The 18,119-nt window shown below is 71.0% G+C and carries 16 protein-coding genes and 1 pseudogene; 12 read left to right on the forward strand and 5 right to left on the reverse strand.

What is annotated here, in order from left to right; translation table 11 throughout:
• Together DLJ59_RS05710 and DLJ59_RS05715 are read left to right on the forward strand one after the other, a co-directional pair.
• Window positions 1-492, forward strand: a pseudogene (locus DLJ59_RS05710) (hypothetical protein); the annotation flags it as partial.
• A gap of 116 nt (window positions 493-608) precedes the next feature.
• Window positions 609-938, forward strand: coding sequence for a hypothetical protein (locus tag DLJ59_RS05715; protein WP_124771457.1), 330 nt, complete (start codon window positions 609-611; stop codon window positions 936-938).
• Window positions 939-983: 45 nt separating this feature from the next.
• Here the strand turns inward: DLJ59_RS05715 and dacB are convergent, their stop codons facing one another.
• Entirely contained in the window at window positions 984-2,567 is a 1,584-nt protein-coding gene (gene dacB / locus DLJ59_RS05720) for a D-alanyl-D-alanine carboxypeptidase/D-alanyl-D-alanine endopeptidase (RefSeq protein ID WP_124771458.1), read from the reverse strand.
• 66 nt (window positions 2,568-2,633) lie between these two features.
• Window positions 2,634-3,350 (reverse strand): MIP/aquaporin family protein, encoded by a 717-nt coding sequence (locus DLJ59_RS05725; protein ID WP_124771459.1) that lies wholly within the window; start codon window positions 3,348-3,350, stop codon window positions 2,634-2,636.
• Between the two features lie 58 nt (window positions 3,351-3,408).
• Between DLJ59_RS05725 and DLJ59_RS05730 the strand changes: the two genes are divergently transcribed.
• Both DLJ59_RS05730 and DLJ59_RS05735 read left to right on the forward strand, forming a co-directional pair.
• A complete protein-coding gene (locus DLJ59_RS05730; protein WP_244235838.1) occupies window positions 3,409-4,533 on the forward strand; it encodes an NAD(P)-binding domain-containing protein in 1,125 nt (374 codons plus the stop codon).
• 192 nt (window positions 4,534-4,725) lie between these two features.
• The gene (locus tag DLJ59_RS05735) at window positions 4,726-5,007 is read left to right on the forward strand and encodes an adhesin (protein ID WP_091393621.1); all 282 of its coding nucleotides are present in this window, start codon (window positions 4,726-4,728) and stop codon (window positions 5,005-5,007) included.
• 8 nt (window positions 5,008-5,015) lie between these two features.
• Here the strand turns inward: DLJ59_RS05735 and DLJ59_RS05740 are convergent, their stop codons facing one another.
• Window positions 5,016-6,080, reverse strand: a complete 1,065-nt coding sequence (locus DLJ59_RS05740) for a beta family protein (RefSeq protein WP_208648566.1) — start codon at window positions 6,078-6,080, stop codon at window positions 5,016-5,018.
• A gap of 91 nt (window positions 6,081-6,171) precedes the next feature.
• On the opposite strand from DLJ59_RS05740, the gene DLJ59_RS05745 reads away from it, so the two are divergent.
• From DLJ59_RS05745 to DLJ59_RS05755, 3 genes are all read left to right on the forward strand, one after another.
• On the forward strand, window positions 6,172-7,059 hold the full coding sequence (locus DLJ59_RS05745; RefSeq protein WP_124771460.1) for a sulfotransferase domain-containing protein: 888 nt from the start codon (window positions 6,172-6,174) through the stop codon (window positions 7,057-7,059).
• 257 nt (window positions 7,060-7,316) lie between these two features.
• A complete protein-coding gene (locus DLJ59_RS05750; protein WP_036411381.1) occupies window positions 7,317-7,709 on the forward strand; it encodes a cupin domain-containing protein in 393 nt (130 codons plus the stop codon).
• Window positions 7,710-7,751: 42 nt separating this feature from the next.
• Window positions 7,752-9,551 carry a glycoside hydrolase family 15 protein gene (locus DLJ59_RS05755; protein WP_124771461.1) on the forward strand — a complete coding sequence of 600 codons (1,800 nt, stop codon included), beginning with the start codon at window positions 7,752-7,754 and terminating at the stop codon, window positions 9,549-9,551.
• Between the two features lie 39 nt (window positions 9,552-9,590).
• Here the strand turns inward: DLJ59_RS05755 and DLJ59_RS05760 are convergent, their stop codons facing one another.
• Entirely contained in the window at window positions 9,591-10,781 is a 1,191-nt protein-coding gene (locus DLJ59_RS05760; protein WP_124771469.1) for a threonine synthase, read from the reverse strand.
• Window positions 10,782-10,972: 191 nt separating this feature from the next.
• Here DLJ59_RS05760 and DLJ59_RS05765 point away from each other — a divergent pair, with 191 nt between their 5' ends.
• The 3 genes from DLJ59_RS05765 (at window position 10,973) to DLJ59_RS05770 (ending at window position 13,005) form a co-directional block, all read left to right on the forward strand.
• Complete coding sequence (locus DLJ59_RS05765) at window positions 10,973-11,761, forward strand: aldo/keto reductase (protein ID WP_124771462.1); 789 nt, start codon at window positions 10,973-10,975, stop codon at window positions 11,759-11,761.
• A 126-nt stretch (window positions 11,762-11,887) separates the two neighbouring features.
• Window positions 11,888-12,040, forward strand: a complete 153-nt coding sequence (locus DLJ59_RS36550) for a hypothetical protein (protein ID WP_167493819.1) — start codon at window positions 11,888-11,890, stop codon at window positions 12,038-12,040.
• Complete coding sequence (locus DLJ59_RS05770; RefSeq protein WP_124771463.1) at window positions 12,040-13,005, forward strand: golvesin C-terminal-like domain-containing protein; 966 nt, start codon at window positions 12,040-12,042, stop codon at window positions 13,003-13,005. The genes DLJ59_RS36550 and DLJ59_RS05770 overlap by 1 nt, the downstream gene beginning before the upstream one ends.
• A 150-nt stretch (window positions 13,006-13,155) precedes the next feature.
• Here the strand turns inward: DLJ59_RS05770 and DLJ59_RS05775 are convergent, their stop codons facing one another.
• On the reverse strand, window positions 13,156-14,280 hold the full coding sequence (locus tag DLJ59_RS05775) for a glycoside hydrolase family 12 protein (protein ID WP_124771464.1): 1,125 nt from the start codon (window positions 14,278-14,280) through the stop codon (window positions 13,156-13,158).
• Between the two features lie 301 nt (window positions 14,281-14,581).
• On the opposite strand from DLJ59_RS05775, the gene DLJ59_RS05780 reads away from it, so the two are divergent.
• On the forward strand, window positions 14,582-15,688 hold the full coding sequence (locus DLJ59_RS05780; RefSeq protein ID WP_124771465.1) for an FAD-dependent monooxygenase: 1,107 nt from the start codon (window positions 14,582-14,584) through the stop codon (window positions 15,686-15,688).
• 130 nt (window positions 15,689-15,818) lie between these two features.
• Window positions 15,819-17,576: an aa3-type cytochrome oxidase subunit I gene (gene ctaD, locus DLJ59_RS05785; protein WP_124771466.1), complete on the forward strand. Its 1,758-nt coding sequence runs from the start codon at window positions 15,819-15,821 to the stop codon at window positions 17,574-17,576.
• Window positions 17,577-18,119 lie beyond the last annotated feature (543 nt).

The raw sequence follows: 18,119 nt of genomic DNA on the forward strand, positions 1-18,119 counted from the left end.
GCCGTGGGCGCCCGGGACTGGGTGCACTGGGGGGAGCGCGACGGCAGGTCGACGGTCCGTAAGCGCTCCGGGTCTGGCGAGATCATCGACGGGGGAGGCGCTGGCCGGCGGGTCGGCTGGGACGGCAACCAGGAGTACGTGCGCTGGTCCGACGGCACGCCGGAGCGGTCGACGAACGGCACCTCCAACGGTGTCTACACCTGCGGTGCCGGGAACGGGTTCAGTCTCGCCGTCGCCGGCAGCGGCGAGCCGCGCACGGTCCAGCTCTACGGCGGCATCTGGATGGCTCGGGGGCGACTGGAAGCACGGCTGTCCACCGGCGGGCCCGCCAGCACCGCGCGACTGGAAGACCCCTACACCAGTCAGAGCGCCCAGTTCACCATCCGCTTCACCCTGCCAAAGGGCGCTCGACTGCTGCTGGACTGGACCGTGGAGAAGGTCTTCACGCAGCACTGCGGCAACGTCGGCATCCAGGCCGTCACGGTGCGCTGACTGACTGACCGATCGTTGCGCGGCCGGCGGCGGGACAGTTTGTCCGTCGCGCACTGTCGAATGCGTCGTAACTTTCTGCTGTCCCCATCCGACCATCCAGTGTGGAGGCAGCGGAGATGAGTAGCAGCACCGCCCACCGCGTCCGTCGTGCCGCTTCGTCCGGCACCGGTGAAGCGTCCGGGGAGGTTCTTCGCGACATTCCCCTGCCGCCGTACGTGACGGGCGAGGACACCCAGTTCGCCGTACGGGCGGTGGTGGTACACGCCCCCCGACGGTGGTCCGGGGGTGTGGTCTGCCGCAACGATGCCAGCCCGCACCCGTGCCGCCTGCACCGTTGGGGCACCCGGGTGCTGGCGCTGCGCGGGTTGCGGGCCGCTGAGATCGCCGCGCTCATCGAGCGTGGCGACCCGACGGCGGTGGTCCCCCCACCGGTCCGTCCGGCCTGAGCGCTCGCCGGGCCGGGAGGCGTGTTCGCGCCTCCCGGCCGCCGCTCAGCAGGTGATCGGTTTGACCCAGGAGCACTCGACGCCCTCCGGGGTACGCGGCGTCTCGGGCACCCCCGGTCGTGCCACCCGCGCCGTCGACGCACGACCCTCGCGGAAGCCGGCCAGCGCCACGGCGATCTGGTCCTCCAGCGGCTTCACCGACGCCGTCAGATAGTTGTTCAGCAGGATGGAGAACGCCAGCAGTCGACCATCGGCGCTGGTGACGTAGCCGGAGAGGCCGGAGACACCGGTCAGGCTGCCGGTCTTGGCGTGCACGTTGCCCGCCGCCGGCGTGCCGGCCATCCGGCTGCGCAGGGTGCCGCCGACGAACCGCTCGGGCTGGCCGGCGATCGGCAGCGCCGCGTACCAGGTCGCGAACCACGGTTCGGCGCGGACGGCGCTCAGCAGGTCGACGAACTCCGTCGCCGGGACGAGGTTGCGCCGGGACAGCCCCGAGCCGTCCCGCTGGCGCAGTCTCCCGGTGTCCATTCCGGTGTCGGCGACGTACTCGCTGATCGCGGTGAGCCCGGCCGTCCACGTGCCCGAGCCGGAGAGCACCCGACCGATCTCCTTGGTCAACACCTCGGCGTGCCCGTTGTTGGACAACTTGAGGAACGGCGTCATCAGTTCGCTCAGGCTCATCGAGTCGTGTCGTGCCACCGGGTGGGCCGTCTCCGGGGTGGGCTGACCGAGCACGGTCCGGCCGAGCACCCTGACGCCGTGTCGGTGCAGCGCCGCCCGGAACACGTCGGCGGCGTAGCCGGTGGGTTCCCAGACGGTCACCCAGTCGCTGGCGGGTTCGTCGCCGACGGCGATCTGACCGGTCACCACGACGGTGTTGCTGCCGTGCTCGCGCTCGATCGAGATCGCGGTTTCGCCGTCGCTGACCGTTTCGGCGCGGTTGTCGACCCGGACGTATCCGGTGGCGGGGGTGGTGGTCACCACCGGAGGGGCGCCGGCCCGGTCGGCCGGCGCGGCGTGCACGATCACGGTGCCCGCGTCGTAGTCGGTGTCCGGGGCGACGGTCAGCGCGGAGACCTGGGCGGCGTAGTAGTAGGGCTCGTCGTCCCAGGTCCAGTCGGGGCCGAGCCGGGTGCGGTCGTAGCGGGTGTCGTCGGCGACCAGGTTTCCGGTGACCACCCGCACGCCGTCGGCGGCGACCTGCGCGGCGAGTGCGTCGTAGTCGGCGGCGAGCATGGTCGGGTCGCCTCCGCCGTGCAGGTAGAGGTTGCCGGAGAGCAGGCCCGCGCGGCGCTTGCCGCTGGTGCGTACGTCGGTGGTGAAGCGGTGGCCCGGGCCGAGCAGCTCAAGGGCCGCCGTCGAGGTCAGCAGCTTGGTGTTGGACGCCGGAATCAGCCGGCGGTCACCGTTGCGGTCGTAGAGCGTCTGCCCGGTGCTGGTGTCGACCACGACCACCGACGCCTGCGCGCCGGCCAGCCGGCTGTCGGCGAGGATCGTGTCGATGGTGGCGCGTAGCTGGGTCGTCGCGGGGGTGGGCGACTCGGCCGTGGCGCCGGGCGCGCCGACGGTGGCCGCGGTGGCGACCAGCGCGAGCAGCGCGAGGGCCCGGGGAAAGTGACGGCGATGCATGTGCTGATGCTGCCACGGAGATATTCGCCGGAGAAGGTCCTCGGGCGAAAGATATTGCCGTATGGGCTACTTCGGCCCGCCGACCGATTTCTCGTGACCTCCCCAGTAGTGCCGCTGCGCCCCCATCACCATCGGTGCGACCAGCGCGGCAAGCGCCCCGCCGAGCAGCGGGAAGACGATGAACACCCAGAGCTGCCGCAGGGCCACACCGCCCTCGAAGACCGCCGGACCGAACGCGCGGGCCGGGTTCACCGCCGCGCCGGTCAGCGTCACACCCACCAGTTGGGTCGCGGCGAGCGCCAACCCGATGGCCAGCCCGGCGGTGCCCGGATTCTCGCTCCGACTGGTCACCACCAGCACGACCAGCACGAAGAGGAAGGTCAGCACGACTTCCAGCACGGCAGCGCCGCCCCGGTTGATGTGCGCGCCGTAGCCGTTCGTGCCCAGCGCCCCGGTCTGGTCCGCGACGTCACCCCAACGGGTGAGTGCCCAGAGCACGAAGGCCGCGACGGTCGCGCCGACGAACTGCGCGACCCAGTACGCCACCGCCCCGAGCACCGAGATCTTTCCGGAGAGCAGCACACCGAGCGTCACCGCAGGGTTGACGTGGCTGCCCGAGAGTGGGCCGATCGTGTAGACGAGGGCCACCATCACGAACCCGAAGGCCAGCGCCACCACGACCACGCCACCCTGGACCCGTGCGGCGACCGCGCTGCCCACGCCGAAGAACACCAGCAGCAGGGTGCCGAGGAGTTCGGCCGCGTACCGACGGAAGTCGCTCATTCGCTCAGCGTAGGCGCAGGTCAGGTGGCCGAAGCCGGAATGGCGGGCTGTGATCGGCGTGACCGCCGAGGACGGGCACAGTGACGACATCCGGGCTGTTGTACCCCGTGTGGACACCCTCTCCGCGGACGTCGTGGTGATCGGCGCCGGCCAGGCCGGCCTGAGCGCCGGCTATCACCTGCGCCGCACCGGCTTCGCCCCCGGCAGCGGCTTCGTCATCCTCGACGCCGATAACGGGCCCGGTGGCGCCTGGCAGCACCGCTGGCCGACGCTGGTCTTCGACCGGGTGCACGGCTTCCACGACCTACCTGGGCTGCCGCTCCCGCCCGCCGATCCACAACGCCCGGCGTCCGAGCAGGTCAGCGCCTATTTCGCCGCGTACGAGAAGACCTTCGACCTGCCGGTGCGGCGGCCGGTGCGGGTCCGGGCTGTGCGTTCCCGCCCCGACGGACGGCTGGAGGTGCACACCGACCGGGGCACCTGGACCGCACGGGCGCTGATCAACGCCACCGGCACCTGGACGCGACCGTTCTGGCCGCACTACCCGGGCCGGTCGACGTTTCGCCGACGGCAGCTGCACACCGCCGACTATCGGGGCCCGGCCGAGTTCGCCGGCCTTCGCGTGGTGGTGGTCGGCGGCGGCACCTCGGCCGTGCAACTGCTCGGCGAGATCTCCACCGTCGCCGCGGCCACCACCTGGGTCACCCGCCGACCGCCGTCGTTCAACGACGAGGAGTTCGGCCCGGAACTGGGTCGCGCGGCGGTGGCCCGGGTGGACGAGGCGGTCCGGGCCGGCCGGCCGCCGGGAAGCGTGGTGGGCGTGACCGGACTGCCGGTCACCCCCGAGGTACGCCGACTGCGCGAGCGCGGTGTCCTCGACCGGCTACCCGTGTTCGACCGGATCACACCCGACGGGGTGGCCTGGGCGGACGGGCGGTTCGTGCCGGCGGACGTGATCCTCTGGTGCACCGGCTTCCGGGCCGCCATCGACCATCTCGCCCCGCTGGGCCTGCGCGCGCCGGGCGGGGGTATCACGATGGATGGCACCCGGGTGGTCGCCGACGCGCGGGTTCATCTGGTCGGGTACGGCCCCTCGGCCAGCACGATCGGGGCCAACCGGGCCGGCCGCGCGGCGGTCAACGAGATTCGCGCCTGGCTGGCCCCGGCCCCCGCTCTCCACTGATCCGGCTCTATTTGACGGATGGCCGGCCAGCGGGCACGGTGGGAGTGACGGGGCCGTCAGCTGCCCCGATTCGACGCGACGGCGACGACCGTTCGCCCCTCTGTCGCCTCCCGCGTGTGCTCGTACGCGGGCCGACTGTCCGGTCCGTGCGGTATCCGACCGCGAGCCGAGAATCCACGAGGAGTTCCATTCATGCTCACCATGACCGATAACGCCGTGCTCGTCATTCGTGACCTCGCCAATCAGCAGGACGTCGCCCAGGACGGCGGGGTCCGGATCGCGGCCGACACCGAGGCCGGTTCGCTCACCGTCGAGCTGGTGCCCGAGCCGGTGCAGGGCGATCGGGTGGTCGACAACCAGGGTGCCCGGATCTTCCTGGACGAGGACGCCGCCGAGTTGCTCGGTGACGCGTCGGTGGACGCCACCGTCGACGACGAGGGCATCATCCAGTTCGGCTTCACCGAGAAGCAGTAGACCCGGCGTCAGCGCAGCGATCGGCCGCGCTGCGGCGGCCCCTGCCCGGGGTGCCACCTCGGCGTACCGTCGCCGGCCGGGTGCAGCAGGGTGTTCAGCACGTGGGCCAGGTGGTGCGAGGTGCTCCAGGCCGCCCAGTTGGCGGCCGAGCCGGCGCCGGCTCCCCTGCGGGCCCGGCGCAACAACTCATGATCACCCCAGGAGAAGGCCGCTCCGGTGGGTGGCCAGTGTGGTGCCGACACCAGCGTGCGACACAGGTCGGCGAACCGGTCGTCGCCCCGGCCACCGCGTCGCGCCCAGCGGTAGACCCACCAACTGCCGTCGTCGGTGTAGCGCACGGTCGGCAACCGGTCGCCGGGGTCACCGGTGCCCGGCAGGGCCGGGTGGACGCCGTAGTCGCCGTAATCGACCCCGGCGTCGGCCAGTCGTCGCCACAGCTGCCAGTCCCAACGGTCCAGCTGGACCGGTTCGTCGGTGGGCAACCGGGACAGCGTCGGCGGCATGCCGCCCGCCGCCACCGTCACCGACCGCCAGGCGTGTCGGTGTGCCCAGTCCAGCAGGTGGCGGATCCGGGGCTCGGCGGTCCGCACGTCCGCCGGGCAGCACACGTCCCCAGCGTCCACCAGCAGGTCACACTCCTCCGGGGCGAGGTCGGTGAATCGCCAGATCCGTTCCACGGCGGTGGTGCTCGCGTCCGGCCCGGCCCGGTCCCGGGCGGCGCGCAGCCGGATGAGCGCGCGGCGGCCGTACGCCCGCGCCGCCGCGCCGTGCGCGACCAGCCGGTGGTCGCTCTCGGAGAGCCCGATGACCGGCACCACGGGTACGCCCCAGCGGGTCAGCTCCGCCTCGGGGATGTCGGGCAGGGCGCTGACGTCGATGGCGGGCAGCAGCCCGGACGGCAGTCGGCGAAGAGTGTCCATTATGGAGCGGTCGATCGCGCCGATCTCCAGGATCGGGGCGACCAGTGCGGCGTACGCGGGATCGAGGTGGCTCAGGGCCTCAAGCTCGCCGCGTCGGTTGGCGAGGATGGGGCGGTAGACGGTTGCCGCCCGGCCCCCGTGGGCGGGCACCATACTTCAATCTAGCCAGGCATGCGCATATGTCACAGGGATGTAAGTCGGAATTCGGCTGCTCGACTGTCGGTTCGGCGACTAGCATCCACCGGTGCCCACGCCAGTTCACCGTTACCGATCCGACGACGAGGACAGCGCACGGTGGACCGGTTTCCCGTTCCGCGACGGCGATATCGTGATCAGCACCCGGTCCAAGAGCGGCACCACCTGGATGCAGATGATCTGCGCACTCCTGGTGCTGGGCACCCCGGAGCTGCCGGCGCCGCTGACCGTGTTGTCGCCCTGGCTGGACTGGTTGGGCGAGCCGCAGGCCACGGTGTACGACCGGCTGGCCGCCCAGCCACACCGCCGGTTCATCAAGACCCACACACCGCTGGACGGGGTGCCGCTCGACCCTCGGGTGCACTACGTGGTGGTGGCCCGGCACCCACTGGACATGGCGGTCTCCCTCTACCACCAGGCCGCCAACCTGGACCGGGAGCGGCTGGCCGAGCTGACCGGCCAACCCGCCCCGGCCGGGCCGCCACGCCAGCGGCCTCCGCTGCGGGAGTGGCTGGTGAGCTGGGTCGACCGGGAGGTGGACCCCCGCTCCGAGCTGGATTCGCTGCCCGGGGTGCTGATGCACCTGAATGACGCGTGGGCCCGCCGGCACGAGCCGAACGTCGAGTTGGTGCACTACGACGATCTGCTGGCCGATCTGGGCGGTGAGATGCGCAGGCTCGCCGACCGGTGGGGCATCGCGGTCCCCGCGGCCCGCTGGCCCGAGCTCACCGAGGCGGCCACCTTCGGTCGCATGCGGGAGCGCGCCGACCGGCTCGCACCGGACACGCTCGGCGTGCTGCGTGACCGCCAGGCCTTCTTTCGCCGAGGAGGCTCGGGTCAGGGACGCGACCTGCTGGACGAGGCCGCGCGGTCCCGCTATCAGCAACGGGTCGCCGCGCTGGCCCCGCCCGACCTGCTCGGCTGGCTGCACCGCTGAGTCGAACGAGCGCACGGGTGGTCGAACGAGCGCACGGCGCCGCTCGACCGTGGTCGGAACGTCGCCGCGCTCTGGCCGTCTCCCACCGTCGCAGCCGTTCGGCGGTACGCCAGCGGGGACCTGGCTCGACCGGCCCTTCGTGCCGGTCCGTGCTCTCGATCCCCGGTCCGCGCGAATCCAAACCCTCTGACAGTGGGCAATTCCACCATCTGCGAGTCCCGGCGTGACGCACCGCCGGACGGGGTATGAGCGTGGACATGGAGCATTTCACTATCGCGACCGTCGCCGAGAAGAGCCCGGACTTCCGGCGGGTGCTGTGGACCGGTGAGCACACCCAGCTGGTCATCATGACCATCCCGCCAGATGGGGAGATCGGCGAGGAGGTGCACGAGGGCATCGACCAGATCCTGACCTTCGTCAGCGGCGTCGGCGAGGCCCGGGTTGCCGGCGCGAAGCGGAAGGTCGCGGCGGGCGACCTGGTCGTGGTGCCCGCGGGTACCAAGCACAACTTCGTCAACACCGGCCCCAACCCGCTGGTGCTGTACACGGTCTACGGCCCGCCGGAGCACGCCGACCAGGCCGTGCACAAGACCAAGGAGGAGGCCGACGCGGCCGAGGCGGCCGGCGAGGACGAGCCACCGACCGAGTGAGTCGTCCGGTCTGATCCGGCCTGATGCGGGTACCCGCGGCGGGTGGAGCAGCAGCCGCCGATCTCCGACTACGGGTTCCTCTCGGACTCCCGTTCGGGTGCCCTGGTCGGCAAGGACGGTTCCATCGACTGGTGGTGCCCGCACCGGTTCGACGGGTCGGCCGTGTTCGCGCGGCTACTCGACCCGGGAGCTGGCCACTTCCGGCTGGCGCCGGTCGGGGTCGGCGGCCCGGGTTACCGGGTGGAACGCGCGTACCTACCGGACTCGCTGGTGCTGCGGACGGTGCACCACACGCCGCACGGCAGTGTGGCGGTCGTCGATGCCCTCGCCGCCGAGGTCGGTGCCCGTGCTCACGAGTTGGGCAAGAACTCACCCGCCGTGCTGATCCGGGTGGTCGAGGGGTTGTCCGGGCGGGTGCGGATGGCGCTGGACTTCGCGCCCCGCCCGGAGTATGGCCTGCTCACGCCGTATCTGCACGATCAGCCGGACGGCGGGGTGCTGGCCGGCGCCGGCCCGGTGGTGCTGGTGTTGCACGCCGGAGGTCTGCACCTGCGGGCGGGCCTCGACCGGGTGACCCACGAGTTCGAGGTCTCCGCCGGTCAGGTGATCGGGATGGACGTCGCGTTCGGTGAGGCGTACGGCACCCCGCCGGCCCGGCTGGACCCGCTGGCCGCCCTCGCGGAGACGACGCAGGCGTGGCAGGCGTTCCGGGAGTCGCACGGGTACTCCGGCCGCTACCCCGAACTCGTCAAACACAGCGCGACGGTCCTGACCGGCCTCACGTACGCGCGCAGTGGTGCGGTGGCCGCCGCGCTGACCTCCTCGCTGCCGGAGCGGATCGGTGGCGACCGGAACTACGACTACCGTTACTCCTGGTTACGGGACTTCTCGTTGACGATGCGGGCGCTCTGGGTGGCGGCCTGCCCGGAGGAGACATCCCGGCTGTTCGCCTGGGCGACCCGCTCGATCGGTCGGTTCGGCGATGAGCCCGTGCCGGTGCTCTTCGGGCTGGAGGGCGAGCGCGACCTCTCCGAGCATCACTGCGACCACCTGCGCGGATACCGCGGCAGCCGGCCGGTGCGGATCGGCAACGACGCCTGGCGGCAGCGGCAGCTCGACGTGCCGGGCGAGGTGATGTCGGCGGTGTGGCGGCTGCGCGACTACCTCGGGGCGAGGTTCGAGGTCGAGTTGCGGGAGATGGTGCTCGGGCTGACCGAGCAGGTGGCCGCGACGTGGCACCTGCCGGACCGGGGCATCTGGGAGACCCGCGAGGAGGAGCGCCACTACCTCTCGTCCAAGGTGTCCTGCTGGCTGACCATGGACCGGGCGGTGGGGCTCGCCGACCGACTCGGTGACCAGGCCGACCCCCGCCGCTGGGCCAAGGTGCGCGACGAGATCCGCGACGCCGTGCTGCGCGAGGGGTGGAACGACCGGATCGGGGCGTTCACCGGCGCGTTCGGGTCGGCGGAGCTGGACGCCTCGGTGCTCGCCCTGCCGGTCACGCACTTCATGCCGGCCACCGACCCGCGGATGCGCTCGACCATCGAAATGGTCGAGCGCGAGTTGGGCACCGAGGACGGCCTGGTGCGGCGCTGGACCGCCGACCCGGCCGGCTTCCTGCTGTGCTCGTTCTGGCTGGTGGAGTGCCTGGTGATGACGGGTGAGCCGCAGCGGGCCGAGGCGACCTTCGAGCGTGTCGTCGGGTACGCGAACGACGTGGGACTGTTCAGCGAGCAGATCGACCTGGCCACCGGGATGCAGCTGGGCAACATGCCGCAGGCGCTCTCGCACATCGGGCTGATCAACGCGGCCTGGCGGATCAGCGAGCCGGACAGCTATTGAGCGGCCCGCGTACCGCCGGGTCCGCGGGATGCCGTCACGTCACACCAGCAGAGGTACGCCGGACACGTCGACGGTGTCCGGATACTTCAGCCCGGCGCCGGTGTTGAGCACCACCACCCGCTCACCGGCCCGGATCCACCCGCCGGCACGCAGTTGCCGGGCCGCCGTGAGGCAGGCCGCCCCCTCCGGGCAGAGCAGCAACCCCTCCCGGGCGGCGAAGTCCCGCAGGTCGGCCAGGATGTCCGCGTCGTCGACGGCGACGGCCGTGCCGGCGGACTCCCGCAGCGCCGCCAGGATCAGCTCGTCGCCCAGCGGGGCCGGCACGGTGATGCCGAACGCCACAGTGTGCGCGTCCGCCCACGGTTGCGCCCGACTCTCGCCGGCGGCGAACGCCCGCACGATCGGCGCACAGCCGGTGGACTGCACCGCCACCAGCCGGGGCAGCTTGTCGCCGATCCAGCCCAGCTCGCGCAGCTCGTGCAGCGCCTTGTGGATACCGATCAGACCGACACCGCCGCCGGTCGGGTAGATGATCACGTCCGGTGCCTGCCAGCCGAGCTGCTCGACGATCTCGTACCCCATCGTCTTCTTGCCCTCCAGCCGGTAGGGCTCGCGCAGCGTGCCGGCGTCGAAGATCGCCCCGTTCGACTCCGCGATCAGCTCGGCCACCCGCCGACCGGCGTCGCCGATCAGACCGTCGATCAGGCGCAGGTCGGCGCCGGCGGCGACGCACTCGCGCCGGCAGATGCTCGGCGCACCCAACGGCATGACGATGGTCGCGCCCATCCCGGCCCGCGCGGCGTACGTGGCCCAGGCCGACCCGGCGTTGCCGTTGGTGGGCATCGCGATCCACTCGACGCCCAGTTCGCGGGCCCGACTCACCCCGACCGCCGCGCCCCGGGCCTTGAACGAGCCGGTCGGGATCAGCCCCTCGTCCTTGACCATCAGGTCCGCGATGCCGATCTCGTCGCCGTACGCCGGGGCGCGCAGCAGGGGCGTCCAGCCCTCGCCCAACGTGGTGACGTGCCGGGGGTCGGCGACCGGCAGCAGTTCCCGGTAGCGCCACAGATCGGCGGGGCGCAGCGGAAACCGTTCCGGGGTGACCGCCTTCGCCACGGCTGACAGGTCGTAGCGGGCGACCAGCGGCGACCCGCACTCGCAGAGGTTCTGTAACCGGTCGGCGGCGTACTCCGTGCCGCACCGCGGGCAGTCCAGGTGGGTCAGGTACACGTCGCTCCTCGCCGTCAGACCGCGTCGAGGCCCAGTGTCGGCCGCGCCGGGGAACCACGGCGGAGTCTGCCAGTGCGCACCGGCCAAGGCCAGCCCATCGAGCAGCTGGCGGCGTTGCGCGTACGGCACGTTGACGCCCTAGTGTCCGGTTCACTCGCCGGTTGGGGGCGTGGCGGGGTAGAACGGACGTCATGGACCTCACCGACCAGCCCACCGCCCTGCTCCCCGGTGACGTGCGGATGCCCCTGCTCGGCTTCGGCACCTGGCAGGCCACCGGCCAGACCGGTTACGACGCCGTGCTGGCAGCGCTCGACACCGGCTACCGGCACCTCGACACGGCGACCGTCTACGGCAACGAGCGGGAGGTCGGCCGGGCGCTGCGGGAGAGCGGGCTGCGCCGGGAGGACGTCTTCATCACCACGAAGCTGCCGCCCAACCAGGTGGGGCAGGAGCGCGCCACGCTGGAGGCCAGCCTGGAGGCGCTCGGCGTCGACCACCTGGACCTCTGGCTGATCCACTGGCCGCCGAGGTCGCCGGCGGACAGCATCCCGCTCTGGCGTGAGCTGATCGCCGCCCGGGACGAGAACCTCACCCGGGCCATCGGCGTCAGCAACTACAGCACCCCGCAGATCGACGAGCTGATCCAGTCCACCGAGGAGAACCCGGCGGTCAACCAGATCGAGTGGAGCCCGGCGCTGTACGACCGGCAGCGGCACGCTGAGCACCGGGACCGGGGTGTGGTGCTGGAGGGGTACAGCCCGTTCAAGACCAGTGACCTCAGCGACCCGGTGCTGGTCAGGATCGCCGCCGCGCACGGCGTCTCCCCGGCGCAGGTGGTGCTGCGTTGGCACATCGACCACGAGATCGTGGCGATTCCGAAGTCGGTGACGCCGGAGCGGATCACCGCCAACTTCGACGTCTTCCACTTCTCGCTCACGGCGGAGGAGATGCGCGACATCGACGCGCTCGGCGAGGGCTGAATCGGCGGATTCCTTCAGCGGCTGAGCCGGCATTGAAGGGTATCGACATCGACGTACGTGACGGTATAGCGTGCCCGTCATCACGTTCGTCGATCCGTTCGTACCCGCCGTCGCTGGAGGATCGCCATGGCCCGATCACCATCCATTCGTCTGCGCCGCCGAGGGCTGCTCGGTGTCCCCGCCCTGGTCGTAGCCGCGCTGACCGTCGTCGCCCGACCCGCCGCGGCGAGCGCCGCGCCGAAGGCCGAATGCCTCGCCGACCTGCTTCCGGACGCCTGATGGCGACGATCCCCTGGCTGGTGGACGTACTGCGCGCCGCCGGGGTCCAGGTCGTGGTCGAGGGTGACTGGCTCAACCGGATGCGACCCGGCTCCTTCGACCCCATCGGGGTGCTCTGGCACCACACCGCCTCGACCTCCAGCGCCAGCAACCCGCACCCGGCTCTCGGCATCTGCATCAACGGCCGGTCCGACCTGCCGGGGCCGCTGTGCCAGGCGTTGGTCGACTACCACGGTGTCTTCCACGTCATCTCGGCCGGCCGCTGCAACCACGCCGGGGTCAGCGGCGGCAGCGGACCGATCCCGGCCGGGGACGGCAACACCCTCATGATCGGGTGGGAGATCGACTACAACGGTGTCAACCAGGAGATGACGGCCGCGCAGTACAACGCGTCGATCGCCGCCACCGCCGCCGTGCTCACCCGCCTCGGCCGGAACAGCAGCTACGCCCGGGGCCACCGGGAAACCAGCACCACCGGCAAGATCGACCCGTCCTTCATCGACCTGAACGTCATGCGCGCGGACGTGGCGGCGAGAATGGCCGGCGGCGGCACGACATGGTCCTCCACGGTGGACAACACCACCAGCGGTCGGTTCACCGCCAGCGCCAACTGGGGCGTGTCCTCGTACTCCGGTCAGCGCTACGGTGCCGACTACCGCTACGCCGAGCCGGTCGCCGTCAGCGATGTCGCCTGGTACCGGTTCAACGTACCGGCGACCGGCAGCTACCGGGTCGAGGCCTGGTGGCCGGCGAACTCGGGCTACAACAGCGCCGCCCCGTACATCGTCGCCACCAGCAGCGGCAACCAGACCGTCCGCGTCGACCAACGGGCCACCGGTGGGCAGTGGCGCGTCCTCGGCACGTTCACACTGCCCGCCGGGGACGCCAACCGGGTCGGCGTGAGCCGGTGGAGCAACACCAGCGGCCTGGTCATCGCCGACGCCGTACGTCTCACCCGCGTCTGACCCTGACGCGGGCCCCGCCTCGGTTTGATCGACTCGGCTTTCAGGAAGTCGGGGTGTCCCACGCGCGAGGATTGCCCCGACTCCAAGGAGCCCGAGTGGATCTCGTGAGCGGTGGGGGCGCGACCGGATGGTCACGCCCCCACCGTCAGGTCAGGAGCGGGAGCAGTTCGCCCCGTTGAGCGAGAAGCTGGTCGGTGACGAGTACGACCCGCTCAGGGTGCCCTGGTAGCCGAAGCTGGCCGTGCCACCGGGTGCGACCGACCCGTTGTGGCCGACGTTGCGGGCGGTCACCGCCGACCCGCTCTGGCTGACCGTGGCGTTCCAGGCGTTGGTGACCTGCTGGCCGCCGGGCAGGGTGTAGTTCAGCGTCCAACCATTGATCGCGCTGGACCCGGTGTTGGTGATCTGCACGTCGGCGGTGAAACCGTTGTTCCACGAGTTCGCCGTGTACTTCACCGCGCAGCTCGCGCCACCGCCCGGCGGCGGGGTGGTCGGCGGCGGAGTGGTGGGGTTGCCGCCGCCGTTGACGTTGGCCGAGAACGACGTCACGGCCAGACCGACACCGCCCTGCCACGGCTCGAAGCCGGCCTGGATGCTGGTCAGGTACCAGGAGTTGGTGATCGCGCCCCGGTTGCGGGTGTCGTTGATGAAGTCCAGCACGCTGAAGTTCAGGCTGGAGATCGCCGACTGCGCGACGTAGGAGATGACGTTGTTGGAGCCGTTGCTGCCCCGCCAGACCTCCCAGGTGCGGCCGGCCAGGTTCGTCGTGCCGACCACCGAGCCGATGGGCTGGATCGGACCCTGCCGGTTGAGCCAGATCATGATCTCCATCTGGTTCACCCCGTCCCGCTTCGGCGACGGGTCCAGCCAGATGTCGTACGACGCGTTGTAGGTGGCGCCGCTGACGTAGCGGTAGGAGATGCTGCTGGTGGCGCTGCTGATCTGGCTCACCTGGATCGGCAGGTTCGTGCCGGGGGAGCAGTTGGTGTAGTGACAACCGAAGAACACCGAGGGGTACGCCGTCGGCGCCCCGTTGGTGGGGCTGCTGCCGTTCAGAGTGGTGATCTCGAAGCCGTTGCTGGTGACGTTGATGCACTGCTGGGCGGTGGTGCCCCAACGGTTGTTCTGCACCACGTACCGGCCCTGAATGACGGCGGAGCCGTACTGTTCGCAGATCTGGGTGTCGGCGGAGGCGTTGCCGCCGAGGGCCACGGCCACCAGTGAACTGGCGACCAGCAACCCGGCGGCGGCCAGGGCCCGAAGTTGACGTTTCATGACGCTCCTTGACTCGGCGCGTGCCGGGCGCCGGATGTGGTGGGGGCAGTGCGGGAGCGCTCCCACGCTCAACGACACATTTACATGTCTGAAACTGACGCGCAACCGTCCGCGTTGAACTGGTGAATTGTGAGGATTGCCGCGCCCCCGCCTTACGGCCGGCGACGGACGGCCGGCCAAGCGGCGCGGGTCGCCGACGAGCGATGGGGTGCGGGCCGATTGGGCCTGGTGTGCGCCGATCGCTCCGAGTAGCGTGTTGCCTCCAACGCGTGCCGCTCCCCCTCCGGAGGCGTACACCACCATGGGTGGCTCCCCCCTGCGCATCCTCGTCGTCGGCGCGGGCATCGCCGGCCTGGCCGTAGCCCGGGCGCTGCGCCTGGCGGGCTTCCGGCCCGACGTGACCGACAAGCTGCCACCGGGAGAGTCCACCGAGAGCGGTCTCTACCTGCCCGGCAACGCCGCCCGCGCACTACACCGGCTCGACCTGCACGACCCGGTCCGGCCGATCGGGCAGGTGATCCGCCGGCAGCGGTTCTTCGACGCCGCCGGCGCGCAACTCTGCGAGGTCGACCTCGACGCCCTCTGGGCCGGCGTCGGCGAGTGCCGGGCGCTACCCCGGGCCGACCTGCACCGGGTGCTGCTCAGTGGTGCCGGCGGCGCGGTCCGGCACGGCGCCGAGGTCCGCACCCTGGACCTGCTCCCGGGCGCGGTCGGCGTCACCTTCACCGACGGCACCACCACCGAGTACGACCTGGTCATCGGTGCCGACGGGCCACGCTCCTCGGTCCGTGCGCTGGCCGCGCTCGGTGGGCCGCCGCGGCCGGTGGGGCAGGTGGTCTACCGGGCCGTCCTGCGCGACGGCCCACCGGTCACCGAGTGGACCGCGTTGCTCGGGCAGCGCTCCGGCTTCCTGATGGTGCCGATCGGTGGCGGGCGACTGCACCTCTACGCCGACGAGGCCAGCACCGAGGAACCCGCCGACCCGCTGGCCCGGCTGCGGGACCTCTTCGCCGACTACCGCGGCCCGGTGCCCGAGGTGCTGGCAGCGCTCGACGAGGTGCACGTCGGGATCACCGACGAGGTGGAGTTGGGTCGGTGGCACCGGGGGCGCGTCCTGCTGGTCGGCGACGCCGCGCACGCCACCGCGCCCACGCTGTCGCAGGGCGCGGCGATGGCGTTGGAGGACGCCGTGGTGCTGGCCGAGTCGCTGCGCGCCGCCAACAGCGTGGAGGCGGCGCTCGTGGCGTACGAAAGCCGCCGCCGCCCGCGTACCCGATGGGTGCGGGACCGGACCCGGGACCGCAACCGGACCAGGGACGTGCCGCCCGCGCTGCGCGACCCGCTGCTGCGCGGACGCGGCGACCGGATCTTCGGGGAGCACTACCGGCTCCTGCTCGGTCCGCTGTAGGCCCGTTGTAGATCGTGTCACGCCACCCCACGCGGCGCTGCGACCTGCCGGGGACTATCCTCCTTGCGGATGACGGCCCGCCGATAACCAGCGTGTGCCGAGCGGGACAACCGAGAACCGGAGGCCACTCGTGACCACCGTCGCACCCAAGCCGGTCGTGACCCGGCCCTGGCCGGTCCGGGAGCCGGTCAAGGGGTCGGCCATCGCGCGGCTGCTGCGAACCACGGACGCGAAGCAGATCGGGATCATGTACATGATCACCGCGTTCGCGTTCTTCATGATCGGTGGCCTGATGGCCCTGATCATGCGGGCTGAGCTGGCCCGACCCGGGCTGCAGTTCCTGTCGCCCGAGCAGTACAACCAGCTCTTCACGATGCACGGCACGATCATGTTGCTGTTCTTCGCGACGCCGATCGTGTTCGCCTTCGCGAACTACATCGTGCCGATCCAGATCGGCGCGCCCGACGTCTCCTTCCCCCGGCTGAACAGCTTCGCCTACTGGCTGTACCTGTTCGGTGGAACGATGGCGACCGCCGGATTCATCACCCCGGGTGGGGCCGCCGACTTCGGCTGGTTCGCGTACGCGCCGCTGAGCAGCGTCGAGCACTCGCCCGGCGTCGGCGCCAACATGTGGATCATGGGTCTGGCCATCTCCGGTCTGGGCACGATCCTCGGCGCCGTGAACATGATCACCACGGTGCTGACCCTGCGCGCGCCCGGTATGACCATGTTCCGGATGCCGATCTTCACGTGGAACATCCTGGTCACCAGCCTCCTGGTGATCCTGGTCTTCCCGCTGCTGGCCGCCGCGCTCTTCGCGCTCGCCGCGGACCGCATGCTCGGTGCCCACGTGTACGACCCGGCAACCGGCGGGCCGATGCTCTGGCAGCACCTGTTCTGGTTCTTCGGGCACCCCGAGGTCTACATCGTCGCGTTGCCGTTCTTCGGCATCATCAGCGAGATCATCCCGGTCTTCTCCCGCAAGCCGATCTTCGGCTACAAGGGCCTGGTGGCCGCCACCATCTCCATCGCCGCGCTGTCGATGAGCGTCTGGGCGCACCACATGTTCGCGACCGGTCAGGTGCTGCTGCCGTTCTTCAGCTTCCTCAGCTACCTGATCGCCGTGCCGACCGGTATGAAGTTCTTCAACTGGATCGGCACCATGTGGCGGGGCCAGATCAGCTTCGAGACGCCCATGCTCTGGTCGGTCGGCTTCCTGGTCACCTTCCTCTTCGGTGGTCTCACCGGTGTGCTGCTGGCCAGCCCGCCGATCGACTTCCACGTGTCGGACTCGTACTTCGTGGTGGCGCACTTCCACTACGTGCTCTTCGGCACTATCGTGTTCGCGGTCTTCGCCGGCATCTACTTCTGGTTCCCGAAGATGTTCGGCCGGATGCTCGACGAGCGCCTGGGCAAGGTGCACTTCTGGCTCACCATGATCGGGTTCCACACCACGTTCCTGGTGCAGCACTGGCTCGGCAACGAGGGCATGCCCCGCCGGTACGCCGACTACCTGCCCAGCGACGGTTTCACCACGCTGAACATGATCTCCACGATCGGCGCGTTCATCACCGGTATCTCCACGCTGCCGTTCATCTACAACTGCTGGAAGTCGTACAAGACCGGCCCGGTGGTCGAGGTGAACGACCCCTGGGGTCACGGCAACTCGCTCGAGTGGGCGACCAGCAGCCCGCCGCCGCTGCGCAACTTCGACCGGATGCCGCGGATCCGCTCCGAGCGCCCCGCGTTCGACGCGAAGTTCCCGGAACTGGCCGCGGGCCAGAGCCTGGCCGGCCCGCCGGAGGGTGGCGCCAAGCCGCTCACCAGCGAGTCGGATGGCGGAGCCAGCTACCGCGAGGACACCGCGAGCGACGTCGACAGGCACTGACGCTCAAGCTCAGCAGTACGACGGGCGCCGCCCCCGGGACACCGGGAGCGGCGCCCGTCGGCATGTCCAGCCCACTGTCACTCCTACTGCTCGCCCTCGTTGCGGCGGCTCCCCATCGCCTCCTCCAGGCCTGGCCCGGCTCGGCCTGGCCCGGCTCGGCCTGGTCTGGCGTCGGCTCCGGTTCGGCTCGATTCCGGCCCGGTGCAGCTAGGCCCGCCTGGCGTCGGCTGGCCCGCCCGGCGTCGGCTGGCCCCGCCTGGCGTCGGCTGGCCCGCCTGGCGTCGGCGTGGCTCCAGGGCAGGCCATGTCCCTAGTGAGCGTGATGTCTGGGAGTCATTGTGATGACTCCCAGACATCACCCTCACTGGCGTGTATGCCTGCCGGCTGTCGGGCGGACACCGCGATCTGCAGTTGTCCCGGCACGTCTGGAACTGGCCGGGCCGATGTAGCTGCGTCAGACATTGAGCGCCCTGGCCGACACTGCCCGGCCCGCCGCCTGGGGCCCACCCGGCCCGGGGGGCCCTGTCCAGGCCAGGCCGCCGA

Origin of the sequence: Micromonospora inaquosa (assembly GCF_003857055.1) — a bacterium.
GTDB lineage: Bacteria > Actinomycetota > Actinomycetes > Mycobacteriales > Micromonosporaceae > Micromonospora > Micromonospora inaquosa.